This is a genomic window from Nonomuraea sp. NPDC049624 (assembly GCF_040675255.1).
GTDB lineage: Bacteria > Actinomycetota > Actinomycetes > Streptosporangiales > Streptosporangiaceae > Nonomuraea.
Genome location: NZ_JBFAOR010000001.1, coordinates 1,114,763 through 1,130,359, shown reverse-complemented (window position 1 = coordinate 1,130,359; position 15,597 = coordinate 1,114,763). Strand labels below are relative to the sequence as shown.

General features: G+C 71.7%; 11 protein-coding genes. 3 read left to right on the top strand and 8 right to left on the bottom strand.

Annotated features, from left to right (window positions below; all coding sequences use genetic code 11):
- Nucleotides 1-6 precede the first annotated feature (6 nt).
- Entirely contained in the window at nucleotides 7-2,895 is a 2,889-nt protein-coding gene (locus tag AB0J76_RS05880) for a glycoside hydrolase family 48 protein (RefSeq protein ID WP_352327870.1), read from the bottom strand.
- 366 nt (nucleotides 2,896-3,261) lie between these two features.
- Here AB0J76_RS05880 and AB0J76_RS05875 point away from each other — a divergent pair, with 366 nt between their 5' ends.
- Entirely contained in the window at nucleotides 3,262-5,574 is a 2,313-nt protein-coding gene (locus AB0J76_RS05875) for a glycoside hydrolase family 6 protein (protein ID WP_352327869.1), read from the top strand.
- 130 nt (nucleotides 5,575-5,704) lie between these two features.
- On the opposite strand, the gene AB0J76_RS05870 is transcribed toward AB0J76_RS05875, so the two are convergent.
- From AB0J76_RS05870 to AB0J76_RS05850, 5 genes are all read right to left on the bottom strand, one after another.
- Nucleotides 5,705-6,103, bottom strand: coding sequence for a DUF1992 domain-containing protein (locus AB0J76_RS05870; protein WP_352323008.1), 399 nt, complete (start codon nucleotides 6,101-6,103; stop codon nucleotides 5,705-5,707).
- Nucleotides 6,104-6,117: 14 nt separating this feature from the next.
- A complete protein-coding gene (gene folP / locus AB0J76_RS05865) occupies nucleotides 6,118-7,017 on the bottom strand; it encodes a dihydropteroate synthase (protein WP_352323007.1) in 900 nt (299 codons plus the stop codon).
- Between the two features lie 79 nt (nucleotides 7,018-7,096).
- On the bottom strand, nucleotides 7,097-7,561 hold the full coding sequence (locus tag AB0J76_RS05860) for an ATP-binding protein (RefSeq protein WP_352323006.1): 465 nt from the start codon (nucleotides 7,559-7,561) through the stop codon (nucleotides 7,097-7,099).
- 97 nt (nucleotides 7,562-7,658) lie between these two features.
- The gene (locus AB0J76_RS05855) at nucleotides 7,659-8,708 is read right to left on the bottom strand and encodes an NAD-dependent epimerase/dehydratase family protein (protein WP_352323005.1); all 1,050 of its coding nucleotides are present in this window, start codon (nucleotides 8,706-8,708) and stop codon (nucleotides 7,659-7,661) included.
- 41 nt (nucleotides 8,709-8,749) lie between these two features.
- Nucleotides 8,750-9,931: a zinc-dependent alcohol dehydrogenase gene (locus tag AB0J76_RS05850; protein ID WP_352323004.1), complete on the bottom strand. Its 1,182-nt coding sequence runs from the start codon at nucleotides 9,929-9,931 to the stop codon at nucleotides 8,750-8,752.
- A 165-nt stretch (nucleotides 9,932-10,096) separates the two neighbouring features.
- On the opposite strand from AB0J76_RS05850, the gene AB0J76_RS05845 reads away from it, so the two are divergent.
- Nucleotides 10,097-11,473: a carbohydrate-binding protein gene (locus AB0J76_RS05845; protein WP_352323003.1), complete on the top strand. Its 1,377-nt coding sequence runs from the start codon at nucleotides 10,097-10,099 to the stop codon at nucleotides 11,471-11,473.
- A gap of 112 nt (nucleotides 11,474-11,585) precedes the next feature.
- Here the strand turns inward: AB0J76_RS05845 and ispG are convergent, their stop codons facing one another.
- Nucleotides 11,586-12,689: a flavodoxin-dependent (E)-4-hydroxy-3-methylbut-2-enyl-diphosphate synthase gene (ispG, locus tag AB0J76_RS05840; protein WP_352323002.1), complete on the bottom strand. Its 1,104-nt coding sequence runs from the start codon at nucleotides 12,687-12,689 to the stop codon at nucleotides 11,586-11,588.
- Nucleotides 12,677-14,425 carry a 1-deoxy-D-xylulose-5-phosphate synthase gene (locus AB0J76_RS05835; RefSeq protein WP_352323001.1) on the bottom strand — a complete coding sequence of 583 codons (1,749 nt, stop codon included), beginning with the start codon at nucleotides 14,423-14,425 and terminating at the stop codon, nucleotides 12,677-12,679. Before AB0J76_RS05835 ends, ispG begins: the two co-directional genes overlap by 13 nt.
- Nucleotides 14,426-14,553: 128 nt before the next feature.
- On the opposite strand from AB0J76_RS05835, the gene AB0J76_RS05830 reads away from it, so the two are divergent.
- Nucleotides 14,554-15,597 carry a polyprenyl synthetase family protein gene (locus tag AB0J76_RS05830; protein WP_352323000.1) on the top strand — a complete coding sequence of 348 codons (1,044 nt, stop codon included), beginning with the start codon at nucleotides 14,554-14,556 and terminating at the stop codon, nucleotides 15,595-15,597.

The window sequence follows — 15,597 nt, the reverse complement described above, 5'->3', positions numbered from 1 at the left end:
GCTTTCTCACGGGAAGAGCCGCCCGTACTCGGCCAGGGCCACGGCCACGTCCACCTGCGCCCAGAAGCGGTGGTAGTTGAACGTCGGAGCCGGGCCGGTGCCCTGGAGGTAGGCGTTCACCTCGGGCCAGTCGGGGTCGTTCTTGTAGAACGACCTGATGGACATGAACGTCGAGCTGGAGTTGATCGTGTCGCCGTTCGGCATCTTGCCGGTCCAGCCCGGGGGCACGTAGACCGGGTCGTTCAGCCGCTTGTAGTCGGTCTTGGTCTCCGACACCGACACGCCCTTGGCGTCGCGGTTCTTCCACACGCCGTCCAGCAGCGCCTTGGCCATGGTCCTGGCCGCGGCGTTGTTCGCCTTGGCCGCGTAGTACATCAGGGCCTTGGCGTACGAGCCGGCCACGCCGACGTCGTTGGTGTAGTCGGCGACCGTCACGTGCAGGCCGGGGTTGGCCGGCGGCATGCCGCTCGTGGCGCTGAAGTCACCGGCGGGCTGGCCGGTCCACTTCAGCGTCGACGGCATCTCGTACGTGCCGTCCGCGTTGATCTTGGTGTTGGCCATCGCCCAGGTGACCCACTTGTCCAGCAGCGCCTTGGCGTCGGCGTTGCCCGAGGCGTAGTAGAGCTCGGCCACCCGCTCCATGGTCCACGCCTGGAACCCGAACCACTGGTTCGACGGCGGGTCGTGGTAGACGGGCTGCCAGTCGTAGGTCATGCCGTGGAACTTCGGCAGCCCGGCCGGCGGGCTGGCGTAGTGGCCCTCCCAGCTGTTGGTCGCGCCGCCCGCGATGGCGCCCTCGGCCGACTGCAGCCAGGTGTAGAACTGCAGCTGGCGGGTCAGGCTGGTGCTCCAGTCGGCCGCGCCGGTGCCGCTCTTGGGCTTCAGCTCGGCCACGTTGGCCAGCGCCCAGGCCGCGAGCGGGTTCTGGTAGCCGGAGTGGTTGTGGCTGGAGCCGATGCGCCAGGCCCAGCCTGCGCTGGTGTCGCTCGCGCCGCCCCAGGCGTAGTACCAGGACAGCAGGTAGTTGGAGGCGTCCTTGCCGGTGCCCGCGGCACACGAGGTGCTGGTGCAGCCGGGCTTCTTGAAGTACTTGTCGTACATCGCGTACCGCAGGTAGTCGCCCATCTTGGCGGCCTTGGCGACCGACGTGGAGATCTGCGACTCCTTGCCCTGCTGCTTGGCCCACGTCTGCGCCCAGTACGCCGCCTGGACGGCCCGCGCGTCGGCGTCGGGGGCGTTGGTGTACTTCCACTGCTTGGCGTAGTTGCTGTCCTTGGTGAACAGGTCGAGGTAGCCGTTGGGGCCGCCGAACTTGAACGTGTCGCAGGACGGCTGCGGGATGGTCTCGAAGACCGACTCCTCCGGGCCGCGCTGGTAGGTGTTGATGTAGGTGTTCTTGCTCGTGCCGTCGCCGCAGCGGCCGAAGCCGTAGGTGTTGTCGACGTCGAGCAGCCAGTGCATGCCGTAGACGTCACTGGTGTTGTACGCGCTCTTCAGCTCGTTGGCCAGCGGGTCCGAGCCCACGGACACCCCGGAGTCGAGCTGCGTCGGGTACTGCTTGATGTCGTTCCACTCACCGGCGTACGTGGCCGGCTTGGCGGGGTTGTAGAAGGAGTTCGTCGGCTGGTCGGCGGTCGAGGGGATGATGTACTTCTCCATCGAGGCCCACGCGTTGTTGAACTTCGCCCAGTCGCCGGTCACCTGCCCGTAGGTCGCCTCCAGCCACAGGTAGTAGCTGTAGGCCTCGGACGTGGTCTCGTGCCCGTGGTCGGGCGCCTCGACCATGAACGTCTCCACCGAGTGGTACGGCACGCCGTCGGGCGAGAAGTACCCGTTGGCCGGGTCGTGCAGTTCGTTGTACATCTCGACGAACCGCTTGACGTACTCGTTGTCGCCGCCCAGGTCGTCGTCCGCCTCGCTGGCGGTGACCTTGACCGGGGTGTAGCCGGTCGCGCTTACCGTGAACTCGGCGGTGCCGCTGGTGGTGTCGGCGTCGTCCGCCGCCGCCAGGGTGACGTTCTGGACGGTGTTCCAGTTGGCCGGGGTGAAGGTGAGCGAGCCGCCCGCGCTGACGGTCAGGTCGGCGTCGCCGCTGGTGCGGGCGGTGGTGACGGTCACGTTCGCGGCGGGCGCCTGCGAGAGCTTCACGCCGAAGCCCGCGGTCCCCTTCTCCGGCACGGAGATCGTGGTCGGGCTCACCACGAGGGCGGGCCCGGTGTCCTGCGCGACGGTGATCCCGACGGGGGCCGAGGTCGTGGTCGCGCCGCCGTTGTCGGTGGCCTTCGCGGTGATCGAGTAGCTGCCCGCGGCCACGTTCTGCCAGGTGTAGCCGTACGGCGCCGAGGTGTCGGTGCCGAGCAGCGTGGAGCCCTGGTAGAAGTCGACCTTGGAGACCGTGCCGTCGGTGTCGGCGGCGTTCGCGGCGATGGCCACGGTGGCCGGGGCGGTGAACGTCTGGCCGGCGGTGGGCGAGGTCAGCGCGACCGTGGGCGGGGTGTTGGCGCCGCCGCAGGTCACGCCGTTCACGGTGAACGAGGTCGGGCTCGGGTTGCTGCCCGTCCAGGTGCCGTTGAAGCCGAGCGTGGTCGAGGCGCCGGTGGCCAGGCTGCCGTTCCACGGCATGTTGGTCGCCGTGACGTGGGTGCCCGACTGCGTCCAGTTGGCGCTCCAGCCGGTGGGCGTGTACTTCTGGCCCGCGGTCGGGAAGTCGAAGCCCAGCGTCCACGAGCTGATCGGGTCGCCGGTGTTCTTCAGGGTCAGGTTGGCGGTGAACCCGCCCTGGCCGGGGCCGCTCGTCCACTGGTTGGCGGTGTACGTCACGTCGCAGGCGACGGCCGCGTGCGCGGGCAGCGCCGCGAGGGTCGTGGTCGTGCCCGCCGCGAGCACGAGCGTCACGGCTGCGGCGAGCCGCCTCGACAGGCGGGAAAGGCGGGAAGGAGGTCTGTGTTTCAAGGGATCTCCATGGGAGTAGGGGGTGTGGGAGCGCTCCCAAGGGGGATTGTGGGTGACCGGCGGCGTATGTCAACGGATCGCCCGTCCGCCGGCCCCCGCGTTTCCTCTCACCAGGCTGCCGATGATGAAAGTTTCATCCACGTTACGGGGCATTCGGCGAGCATGCGGCCCGGGAACGCCCGCCGCGGAGCCGCACTCATTTACAGGGCCGGGAGGGCGTCTCACTATGGGAGCGCTCCCAGCCAACTGACGTTCTGGAGATGATCGCTAGTGAGACTCCACAGCGGCCCACGCCGATGGGCCGTGACCATGACCGCCGCGAGCGTCGCGGCCCTCGGGCTCGTCGTCGGCCAGACCACGGCCGCCAGCGCCGCGGTGAACTGCGACGTGACCTACTCCGCCAACTCGTGGACGAGCAGCCCCGGTCAGGGCGGTTTCACCGCGAACATCACGTTGAAGAACACCGGCGACCCGATCACCTCGTGGACGCTGGGCTTCGACTTCCCCGACACCGGCCAGAAGTACACCCCGACCGGCTGGAGCGCCAACTGGACGCAGTCGGGCACGCACGTCACCGCGACGAACATGCCCTACAACGGCAGCCTGGCCACCGGCGCCTCCACCACCATGGGCTTCAACGGCACCTGGACGGGCAGCAACAACCCGCCCACCTCCTTCACCGTGAACGGCGTGACCTGCGGCGGCGTCAACCCCACCACCCCCGCGGTGGTCACCTCCGCCAGCTCGGTCGCGGTCAACGAGGGCGGCACCGCCACCTTCACCGCCAAGCTGTCCGCCGCCCCCTCCTCCAACGTCACCGTCACCACCCAGCGGACCAGCGGTGACACCGACCTGACCGTCAGCGCGGGCGGCTCGCTCACCTTCACGCCCGCCAACTGGAACACCGCCCAGACGGTCACCCTGGCCGCCGCCCAGGACGCCGACACCACCGCGGGCACGGCGGCCTTCTCCGTCGGCGGCACCGGCGTCACCTCGGCCACCGTCAACGCCACCGAGGTGGACGACGACGCGGTCGTGGAGCAGGCGCTGCTCGTGACGCCCACGTCGGTGACCGTGCCCGAGGGCGGGACGGCGGCGTACACGGTCAAGCTGGCCGCGCAGCCGTCCGCGAACGTGACCGTCACCTCGACGGCGGGCAGCGGCGACGCCGACCTGACCGTCTCCGCCGGCGGCTCGCTCACCTTCACGCCCGCCAACTGGAACACCGCCCAGACGGTCACCCTGGCCGCCGCCCAGGACGCCGACACGGCCAACGGCACCCGTCCCTTCACGGTCGCCGCCACCGGCCTGACCAGCAAGACGGTCACCGCCACCGAGGCCGACGACGACGGCCAGCCGCCCACCGGCCACGTGGAGAACCCGTACGCCGGCGCCACCGGCTACGTGAACCCGCAGTGGAAGGCCAAGGCCGCGGCCGAGCCCGGCGGCGCCGCCGTCGCCAACACCTCCACCGCCGTGTGGCTGGACCGCATCGCGGCCATCGCCGGCTCCTCCTCGGCCATGGGCCTCCAAGCCCACCTGGACGAGGCCGTGGCCCAGGACGCGCTCAACGGCTCGGCCCCGCTGACCGTGCAGTTCGTCGTCTACGACCTGCCCAACCGCGACTGCTCGGCGCTGGCCTCCAACGGCGAGCTGCTGATCGCCGAGAACGGCTTCAACCGCTACAAGGCCGAGTACATCGACGTGATCGCGAACATCCTGCGCGACCCCAAGTACGCCAACCTGCGCATCGTCACGATCATCGAGCCCGACTCGCTGCCCAACCTGATCACCAACATCAACAACTTCCCGAAGTGCGCCGAGGCCAACCAGGCCGGCGGCTACGTCGACGGCGTCCGGTACGCGCTCAACAAGCTGCACGCCATCACCAACGTCTACACCTACGTGGACGCCGCCCACCACGCCTGGCTCGGCTGGGACTCGAACTTCGGCCCCGCCGTGAACCTCTTCTACAACATGGCCGCGGGCACCACGGCCGGCGTGGACAGCGTGGACGGCTTCATCGTCAACACCGCCAACTACTCCGCCACCAAGGAGCCCTACTTCACGATCAACACCATGGTGAACGGCCAGACCGTCCGCCAGTCCAAGTGGATCGACTGGAACTACTACGTGGACGAGTCCACCTTCGCCACGGCTCTGCGCACCGCGCTGGTCAACAAGGGCTTCAAGTCCGGGCTCGGCATGCTGGTCGACACCTCGCGCAACGGCTGGGGCGGCACCGCCCGTCCGAGCGGCGCGAGCACCTCGACGGACGTGAACACCTTCGTCAACCAGTCACGCGTCGACCGGCGCATCCACGCCGGCAACTGGTGCAACCAGAGCGGCGCGGGTCTCGGCGCGCGGCCGACGGCCAGCCCCGAGGCCGGTTTCGACGCCTACGTCTGGATCAAGCCGCCGGGCGAGTCCGACGGCGCCAGCACCGACATCCCGAACGACGAGGGCAAGAAGTTCGACCGGATGTGCGACCCGACCTACACCGGCAACAACCTCAACGGCAACAACATGTCGGGCGCCCTCGGCGGCGCCCCGCTGTCCGGCCAGTGGTTCTCCGCCCAGTTCCAGGAGCTGGTCAGGAACGCCTACCCGCCGGTCAGCTAGCTCACCGAGCCGGCCGGGGGCTCCGGGGCCCCCGGCCTCCGACCGAGGGGCCCGCCTGACCCGGGCCCCTCGTCCGGCGAAGGGGCCCGGGCCGGCGCCCGGGCCCCTTCCGCATCGGCGGGTGCGCCGCTCAGCGGCTCGCGCGCCACTCCGACACGACGTGATCGACGTCGAAGGGCATCAGGTTGAGCGGCGGCCCCGGCAGGCCCTTCCTGATCGCCTCGCGGATCTTCTCGTTGACCTCTTCGAGGATCTGCCGCACCTCGGTCTCGGACCGGGCCCCGCGGGCCTGCCGCAGCGCCTCCTCGGCCTCCTTGCGCAGCGCCAGCGTCGGGGGCAGCGGCATGGACAGCCCCTCGCTCTCCAGCTTCTGCTTGATCCACCACATCTCGTCGTGCGGCCGGTCGAGGCCGGGCAGCGGCTTGCCCGCGCCCGGCAGGTCGTCGAACTCCCCACGCTCGGCCGCCTCGCGGATCTGCCGGTCGATCCAGCTCTCGAACGGCATGCCCGCCGGCTTGCGGTCGGTCACGGACGCGGCTCCTCTCACGCCAGGTTGTGGCTCGGCGCGACCGGCCCGCGCCAGCCGAGCACGGCCTCGGTCATGCGCACGGACGCCACCGTCGCGGCGACGTCGTGCACCCGCAGGATCCGGGCGCCCTTGAGGATGGAGACGACGTTCGCGGCGATCGTCCCCTCCTTGCGCTCACCCTGCGGACGGTCGATGGTCTCGCCGATGAAGTCCTTGTTCGACAGCGCGACCAGGGTGGGATAGCCGATCGCGGTGATCTCCTCCAGCCGCCGGGTCAGCTCCAGGGAGTGGAAGGTGTTCTTGTTCAGGTCGTGGCCCGGGTCGATGATGATCCGGTCGGGGGCGATGCCGGCCTTGAGCGCGAAGGCGACCCGCTCGCGCAGGAAGCCGGCGACCTCGGCGACGACGTCGTCGTAGCTCGGGCGGAAGACCCGCCGGCCGGGGCCGCCGAGGCTGTGGGTGACGACCACGCTGGCGCCGGTCTCGGCCGCGACCTCGGCCAGGCCGGGCTCGCGCAGGCCGTTGGTGTCGTTGATGACGTCGGCGCCGGCCTCGACGGCCGCCCTGGCGACCTCGGGGCGGTGGGTGTCGACCGAGATGACGGCGTCGGTGGCGGCCCTGACCTCGGCGATCACCGGGACCACCCGTTCGATCTCCTCCTCGACGCCGATCGCGGCCTGGGCGGCGCTGAAGGCGAACCCGCCGATGTCCACCCAGTCGGCGCCCTCCTCGACGGCCCGCGCGCAGGCCGCGACCGCGCGGTCGAGCTCGTACGTGCGCCCCTGGTCGTGGAAGGAGTTGGGGGTCCTGTTGACGATGGCCATGATGGCGATCTGGCGTTCGAAATCGAACTCCCGCCGCCCGATGCGGCGGACCGGGGAGATGATCTCGGGGGGATTGTTTCCGCCGCTCACGTAGTGGCCCCTTCCGTCTCCTGCCGAGCCTACCCGGGGCCGTGGCAGCGCGGTCGGGCGCGGTCGGGCGCGCCCGCGCTCAGACCGGGAAGTGCCCGGAGGGCCCGCCGCCGCCGGTGACCCGGATCCGTTTCATGGAGCTCGGCGGGACGGACGCGTGCGGCAGCCGCATGGTGAGCCGGACCGTGGTGCCGTCCGGGCCGGTGCGGACGTCCACGACGTCGCACAACCGCCGGATCAGGTAGATGCCGCGGCCGGTGTAGGAGAGGCTGGACGGCTGGACGTCCCCGTCGAGGTAGGCCTGCGGGATGCCCGTCCCCTGGTCCGTCGTCTCCGAGCGGATGACGCCGTCGACCGTCCACAACGTCAGGTGCCCGCGCCCGCCCGCGTGCTCCACGGCGTTGACCACGCTCTCGTGCACGGCGAGCACGAAGTCGTCGAGCCGGCCGTCGCGCAGCCCGCTGCTCTCCGCCTGCTCGGCGACCGCGCGGCGCAGCTTGGTGACGTCGTGGAGGGTGAAGACCTGGGTCAGGAGAAGGGCCATGGCGCTCCTTCGTGTCGTCACGACACGCAGGCCACGCCTCTGGACCTTGCGTAGAGAACCGTCCCCTTCCCCGGCCGGGCGGCCCTACACCTGCGGATCAGGGATGGGTGCCGACCCCTGTGGCCAGCTCCTTGACCCGGCCCAGCGGGCCGCCGTCGGGGGCCAGCGGCGGGGTCTCCATGCCGGCGCCGTCGTGCAGGCCGTCCAGCAGCTCGCGCATGGCGTCCCAGGAGGAGTGCCGCGGCCGCCAGCCCAGGACGTCCCTGGCCCTGTCGGTCTTCATGACGGGGATGCGCAGGGCCAGTTCGAGCAGGCCGGGCGAGGCGGGCACCAGCCGCAGGTGCCAGCCGGCCGACATCAGCGTCCTGGCCAGCCAGGGCGTGACCGGTATCGTCCGCGTGCCGAGGAGTTTGGCCAGGTCGGCGGGGTCGAGCACGGGTTCGGCGGCCAGGTTGAAGGCCCCCGACACCGTCCTGGTCACCGCCAGCCGGTACGCCTCGGCCGCGTCGTCGGCGTGCAGCACCTGGAGCCGCAGTCCGGGCACGTCGGGCACGAACGGGATGCGGCCGGGCCGGATCAGCCGGCGCGGCAGGAACGGCCCGGCGAACAGGCGGCGCTGCTCGGTGGCCGCCGCCCGCTGGAAGATGAACCCCGGCCGCATCCGCACCACGCGGATCGCCGGGTGGTCGTGCTCGAAGACGTCGAGCACCCGCTCGACGTACGCCTTCTCCCGGCCGTACGCGGCGCCCGGCCAGCCGTGCGTGGGCCAGCTCTCGTCCACCGGACGGTCCTTGGGGCCCGGCGAGTACGCCCCGACCGAGGAGGCGTGGACCAGCGCGGGCACCCCGGCCTCGGCCACCGCGCGGAACACCCGCATGCTGCCCAGCACGTTCGCCCGCCAGGTCACGGCCGGGTCCCTGGTGGGCTGGAACAGCCACGCGAGGTGCACGACGGCGTCGGCGCCCTCGAAGATGCGGGACAGGTCGCCGGTGGCGACGTCGGCCTGCCGCCACTCGGTGCGGTCGATGCGCCATCCCGGCAGCCGGCGGGCCACGCCCACGATCGACGTCACGTTGTCATCCGCGGCGAGCGCGCGTACGACGCTCGTGCCGACATTGCCGGTAGCCCCGACCACCACGACTCTCATGACCGCACCGCTGCCCGCGCTCCGGAGGGTGAAACCCCTGGTCAGGGCTGTAGCACGAGCTTTATCGCACCGTCCGCCTTCTTCTGGAACATCTCGTACGCCTGCGGCGCCTCCTCCAGCGGCATGCGGTGGGTGGTCAGGTCCATGACGCCGAGCGGGTCGGAGTCGTCGGTGACCAGCGGCATGATCCGGTTGATCCACCGCCGCACGTGGGCCTGGCCCATCCGCAGCGTGATGCCCTTGTCGAACATGCGCAGCATCGGCATCGGGTCGGTCATGCCGCCGTAGACGCCGATGACGGAGATGACGCCGCCCCGGCGGACGGTGTCGATGGCCTGGTTGAGCGCGGCCAGCCGGTCGACGCCCGCGTGGGACATCAGCGGCGCGGCCACCGCGTCGGGCAGCAGCCCGGTGAGCGTCTGGGCGATCTTGGCGGCCGGCGAGCCGTGGGCCTCCATGCCGACGGCGTCGATCACCGAGTCGGTGCCGCGGCCCGAGGTGAGCTCGCGGATCGCCCCGGGCACGTCGGAGGTCTCGCTGCCGTCCACGACCTCGATGCCGTGGCGGCGGGCCATCTCCAGGCGTTCGGTGACGCCGTCCACGCCGATCACGCGGTGGCCGAGGTGGCGGGCGATGCGGGCGCACATCTGGCCGATGGGGCCGAGGCCGAAGACGGTGAGGCTGCCGCCGTCCGGGATCTCCGCGTAGTCCACGGCCTGCCAGGCGGTCGGCAGCACGTCGGACAGGAACAGGAAGCGCTCGTCCGGCGGGCCCTCGGGCACCTTGATCGGGCCGAACTGGGCCTCGGGCACGCGCAGGTACTCGGCCTGGCCGCCGGGCACCTGGCCGTACAGCCTGGTGTAGCCGAACAGCGCGGCGCCCATGCCCTGCTCCTTCACCTGCGTGGTCTCGCACTGCGCGTACAGCTCCAGGCCGCACATGTGGCAGTGGCCGCAGGCGATGTTGAACGGGATGACCACGCGGTCGCCGGGTTTGATGTCGGTGACGGCGGCCCCGACGGCCTCGACGACGCCCATGGGCTCGTGGCCGAGGATGTCGCCCTCGGCCATGAAGGGCCCGAGCACCTCGTACAGGTGCAGGTCGGAGCCGCAGATGCCGGTGCTGGTCACCCTGATCACCGCGTCGTTGGGCTCCTTGATGGCCGGATCGGGGACCTCCTCGACCCGTACGTCCCGCTTGCCGTGCCAGGTGACGGCCTTCATGACGCCTCCAGATGGGATTCGGACGGCACAAATCCCGCATACCCCCACATAAGGCTCCAAACGGTTTGCCCCATAACACCGTGATAGGGGTGTTTTGAGACGACCACTCCTCGTATTCGGACTCGTACCGTGCAGACACCCCCCTGTACGCGAGGAGACGTGCACATGCTCCCCAGGAAGACCGTGACGGCGGGCATCGCGATCGCCGTCACCATGATCAGCGTCCCGGCCCTGGCCTTCGCGGCGAAGGGCGCCACGGCCCAGGACGAGACCCCCTACTCCATCGCCCGCAGCAACGCAGAAGCCGTCGCCGACCCCCCGCAGGGCCTGGTCGACGCCATGAGCCGGGACCTCGGCATCACCGGCCAGCAGGCCGAGGCCCGCCTGGTCAACGAGGCCGCCGCGGCCGGCCTCGAACCCACCCTGCGCGCCCAGTTAGGCGCCTCCTACGCCGGCTCCTGGGTGACCGGCCCCACCTCCACCCCGGTCACCGCCACCACCGACCCGGCGCAGGTGGCCGCCATCACCAAGGCCGGTGTGCAGGCCCGCGTGGTCGCCCGCTCGCTGAGCAGCCTCGACGGGGTCAAGGCCAGGCTCGACGCCGCCTCGGCCAAGGCCCCGAAGACCGCCCCCGTCTGGTACGTGGACGTCGTCAACAACACCGTCGTCGTCCTCAGCTCCAACCCCGCCAAGGCCGCCGCCTGGGTGAAGGCCAGCGGCGCGGACGCCTCCGCCGTCCAGGTCGTGCGCTCGGCCGAGAAGCCCACGCTGTTCTACGACGTCCGCGGCGGCGACGCCTACTACATCGGCTCCGGCACCCGCTGCTCCGTCGGCTTCTCGGTGACCAAGGCCGGCTCGCAGGGCGGCTTCGTCAGCGCCGGCCACTGCGGCACCGCCGGGTCCAGCACGTCCGGCTCCAACCGGGTCGCCATGGGCACGTTCCGCGGCTCGTCCTTCCCGGGCAACGACTACTCCTGGGTCGAGGTCAACGGCCAGTGGACCCCGACCGGCGTGGTGAACGGCTACAGCGCCGGCATCCTGCCCGTACGCGGCTCGACCGTCGCCCAGGTGGGCTCGGCCGTCTGCCGCGCCGGATCGACCACCGGTTACCACTGCGGCTCGGTCCAGCAGCTCAACACCAGCGTCACCTACCAGGAGGGCACCGTCTCCGGCGTGACGCGGACCAACGTCTGCGCCGAGCCCGGCGACTCCGGCGGCTCGTTCATCTCCGGCGACCAGGCCCAGGGCGTGACGTCGGGCGGCTCGGGCAACTGCAGCTCCGGCGGCACGACGTACTTCCAGCCGGTCAACGAGATCCTGTCCACCTACGGCCTGACCCTCGCCACCCAGGGCGGCGGCCCCGGCCCGACCAGCACGCCGACGGTCACGACCACCGTCGGCGGCACGTGGGCGGCGGGCACGACGTACGCGGCCGGCGCGACGGTGACGTACGGCGGCTCGACCTACCGCTGCCTCCAGGGGCACACCGCCCAGCCCGGCTGGGAGCCGCCGAACGTGCCGGCTCTCTGGCAGCGCGTCTGACCCCCTAGACGTCCAGGGCGGAGATACCCCCTCACGACCTGGACCGCGCGGCCGGGCGATGTCCCACTCCTCCGTCAGGGACATCGCCCGGCCCATGCGCTTCAAGCGGCCGTCAGGACGCCTCTCCGGCCAGCCGCAGGGCCTCCTCGACCAGCGTCTCCACGATCCGCGACTCCGGGACGGTGCGGACCACCTCGCCCCTGACGAAGATCTGCCCCTTGCCGTTGCCCGAGGCCACCCCCAGGTCCGCCTCCCTGGCCTCGCCCGGCCCGTTGACCACGCAGCCCATCACCGCCACCCGCAGCGGGTGGGGGAACCCGTCGAGCGCCGCGGCGACCCGTTCGGCCAGCCCGTACACGTCGACCTGGGCCCGCCCGCACGACGGGCAGGAGACGATCTCCAGCCTGCGCCGCCGCAGCCCCAGGGACTCCAGGATCCCGATCCCGACCTTGACCTCCTCCACCGGCGGCGCGGACAGCGAGACGCGGATCGTGTCGCCGATGCCCTCGTCGAGCAGGATGCCGAACGCCACCGCCGACTTGATCGTGCCCTGCATGAGCGGCCCGGCCTCGGTGACGCCGAGGTGCAGCGGGTAGTCGCAGCTGCGGGCCAGCATCCGGTAGGCCGCCGTCATCACCTGCGGGTCGTGGTGCTTGACGGAGAGCTTGATGTCGCGGAAGCCGTGCTCCTCGAACAACGAGCACTCCCACAGCGCCGACTCCACCAGCGCGGCCGGCGTGGCCCTGCCGTGCTTGGCCAGCAGGCGGGGGTCGAGCGAACCGGCGTTGACGCCGATGCGGATCGACACCCCCGCCGCGGACGCGGCCCGTGCGATCTCGCCCACCTTGTCGTCGAATCTCTTGATGTTCCCGGGATTGACCCGGACCGCCGCGCACCCCGCCTCGATGGCGGCGAAGACGTACCGCGGCTGGAAGTGGATGTCGGCGACGACCGGGATCTGCGACTTGCGCGCGATCGCCGGCAGCGCGTCGGCGTCGTCCTGGGTCGGCACCGCGACGCGGACGATCTGGCAGCCCGCCGCCGTCAGCTCGGCGATCTGCTGCAACGTGGCGTTGACGTCGGCCGTCACCGTCGTCGTCATCGACTGCACCGAGACGGGCGCGTCGCCCCCCACCGGCACGGACCCCACCATCACCTGCCTGGACGCCCTGCGCGCCCGATGTCGCACCGGCAGTCCGAGATCTACAGCGGCCACCTGTCCAGCTCCCTTCGAACGGTGTGCGCGATGCCCTGGCCGGTGAGCCCGGCCTCGGCGAGCAACCCGGCCCGGCTCCCGTGCGCGACGAACTCGCGCGGCAGGCCGAGGTTGACGATGTGCCGCCCGGGGCCGCACTCCTGCCGGAGCAGGGCGCCGGCCCCGCAGGCGGCCAGGCCGTCCTCGACGGTCACCACCAGCCGGGCGGCCGCGGCCGGCCCGCGCAGACCGGCCGGGACCGGGATCACCCAGCGGGGATCGACCACGGTCACGCCGATCCCGGCGGCCGACAACATGGCCGCCGCGCCCAGGCACGGCCCGGCCATCGGCCCGACCGCCACCAGCAGCACGTCGGGGCCGCCCGCGAAGAGCACGTCGACGTCGCCCACCCGCCCCACGCGCGGGAGCTGGGGGCCGGCGACCGCCTTGGGGAAGCGCAGCGCGGTCGGGCCGGGGTGCTCGACCGCCTCCTCCAGCAGCTCGCACAGCCGGTGGGCGTCGCGCGGCGCGGCCACCCGCATGCCGGGCACCATGGCCAGCGCCGCCAGGTCCCACATGCCGTGGTGGCTGGGCCCGTCGGGGCCGGTGAGCCCGGCCCGGTCGAGCACCAGCGTCACCGGCAGCCGGTGCAGGGCGACGTCCATCAGCACCTGGTCCAGGGCGCGCCCGAGGAACGTCGCGTAGACGGCGACCACGGGGTGCAGGCCCGCCATGGCCATGCCCGCCGCCGAGGCCAGCGCCTGCTGCTCGGCGATGCCGACGTCGAACATGCGGCCGGGGAAGCGCCGGCCGAAGCAGGCCAGCCCGGTCGGCCCCGGCATCGCGGCGGTGACGGCCACCAGGTCGTCGCGGCGCTCGCCGAGCACGCACAGGTGGCGGGCGAACGCGTCGGTCCAGGTGACGGAGCCGGCGGCGAGCGGACGGCCGGTGGCCGGGTCGGTGGCCGGGATCGCGTGCAGGTGCTCGTCGTGGTCGCGCTCGGCCGGGTCGTAGCCGCGGCCCTTGCGGGTGACGCAGTGGACCACGACGGGGACGCGCAGCTCGCGGGCGGCGCGCAGGACCCCTTCGAGCGCGGCGATGTCGTGGCCGTCGACCGGGCCCAGGTAGCGCAGGCCGAGCTGCTCGAAGACGGTCACGTCGGCGGCCGTGCGCAGCCGGGCGAGGTGGTCGGCGATGCCGCCGTGGGTGGGGGCGTAGGAGCGGCCGTTGTCGTTGAGCACGACGACGACCGGCCGGTGACGGGCGGCGCCCAGGTTGTTGAGCGCCTCCCAGGCCATCCCGCCGGTCAGCGCGCCGTCGCCGACCACGGCGACCACCGCCCGGTCGGCGTCGCCGGTCAGCAGGCGCGCCTTGGCCAGGCCGTCGGCGTAGGCGAGCGCGGTGGAGGCGTGGGAGTTGTCGACGTGGTCGTGCACGGACTCGTCCCGGCTCGGGTAGCCGCTGAGGCCGCCCCGGCAGCGCAGGGCGTCGAAGGAGTCGCGCCGCCCGGTCAGGATCTTGTGGACGTACGCCTGGTGCCCGGTGTCGAAGACGATGGCGTCGCCGGGCGAGTCGAAGACGCGGTGGAGGGCGATCGTGAGCTCGACGACGCCGAGATTGGAGCCGAGGTGCCCGCCGCGGACGCTCACCTTCTCGACCAGGAACTCGCGGATCTCGCGGGCGAGGCCGGGCAGCAGCTCGGCGGGCAGGGCACGCAGGTCTTGGGGAGTGGAAACGTACGGCAACAGGGTCGTCATGACATCCCCTGACGGTGTTGCGGTGAGCCAAAAGAATAGTTGAAAGGCCCAAGACACTTTACACGCTCTGTATTCAAGTAGTAACTATTGGTAGTGCGTCCCGACCAGAAGGAGCCGAGCGGATGCCGGTGAGCTTCACTCAGCACTACCTCGGATCGCGGATCGAGCGACGCCTCGCCGACTTCCTGGAGACGTGGCGCGCGCCCGTCTCCGATCCCGACGTCCAGACGGCCTACCGGCTGCTGACCGAGTTCATCCTCGGCGGCGGCAAGCGCATCCGTCCCCTGCTGTGCTACTGGGGCTGGCGGGGCGCGGGCGGCGCCGACTGCGACGAGATCGTCAGCGCCGCGGCGGCCCTGGAGCTGTGCCACGCCGGGCTGCTCATCCACGACGACATCATGGACGGCAGCGAGCTGCGCCGGGGCCGGGCGACCATCCACCGCAACCTCGCCGACCTCCACCGCGGCCCGTCCGCGGAGGCGTTCGGGCACGCCGGCGGCATCCTGCTCGGCACGCTCAGCCTGGCTTGGTCCGACACCCTGCTGTCGTCGTGCGGCGTCGAGCCCGTCCGCCTGCGGGCCGCCCACCACCTCTTCGACGCCATGCGCACCGAGGTCATCAGCGGCCAGTACCTCGACATCCTCGCCCAGCTCCGCGCCGGCGCGAGCGTGCCGGAGGCGCTCACGGTGATCCGCTACAAGACGGCCAAGTACACCGTCGAGCGGCCGTTGCAGATCGGCGGCGCCCTGGCCGGCGCCTCACCCGAGCTGCTCGACGCCTTCTCCCGGTTCGGCGTGCCGCTCGGCGAGGCGTTCCAGCTGCGCGACGACGTGCTGGGCACGTTCGGCTCGGCGGCCGAGACCGGCAAGTCCGCGCTCGACGACCTGCGCGAGGGCAAGCACACGGTGCTGATCGCGCACGCCGTGGCGCACGCCTCGCCCGCGCAGCTCGGCTACCTGCGCGCCTGGCACGGCAACCCGGCGCTCACCGAGGAGCAGGCGGCCGGGCTGCGCACCATCCTCATCGACACCGGCGCGCTCGACCAGGTCGAGTCGATGATCGACGAACGCGTGGGCGAGGCCACGGCCGCCCTGGCCCGGGCGCCGATCGGGCCCGAGGCCGGCGGCGCGCTGTCCGTCCTGGCCGACCAGCTCGCGCACCGTACCAAGTAG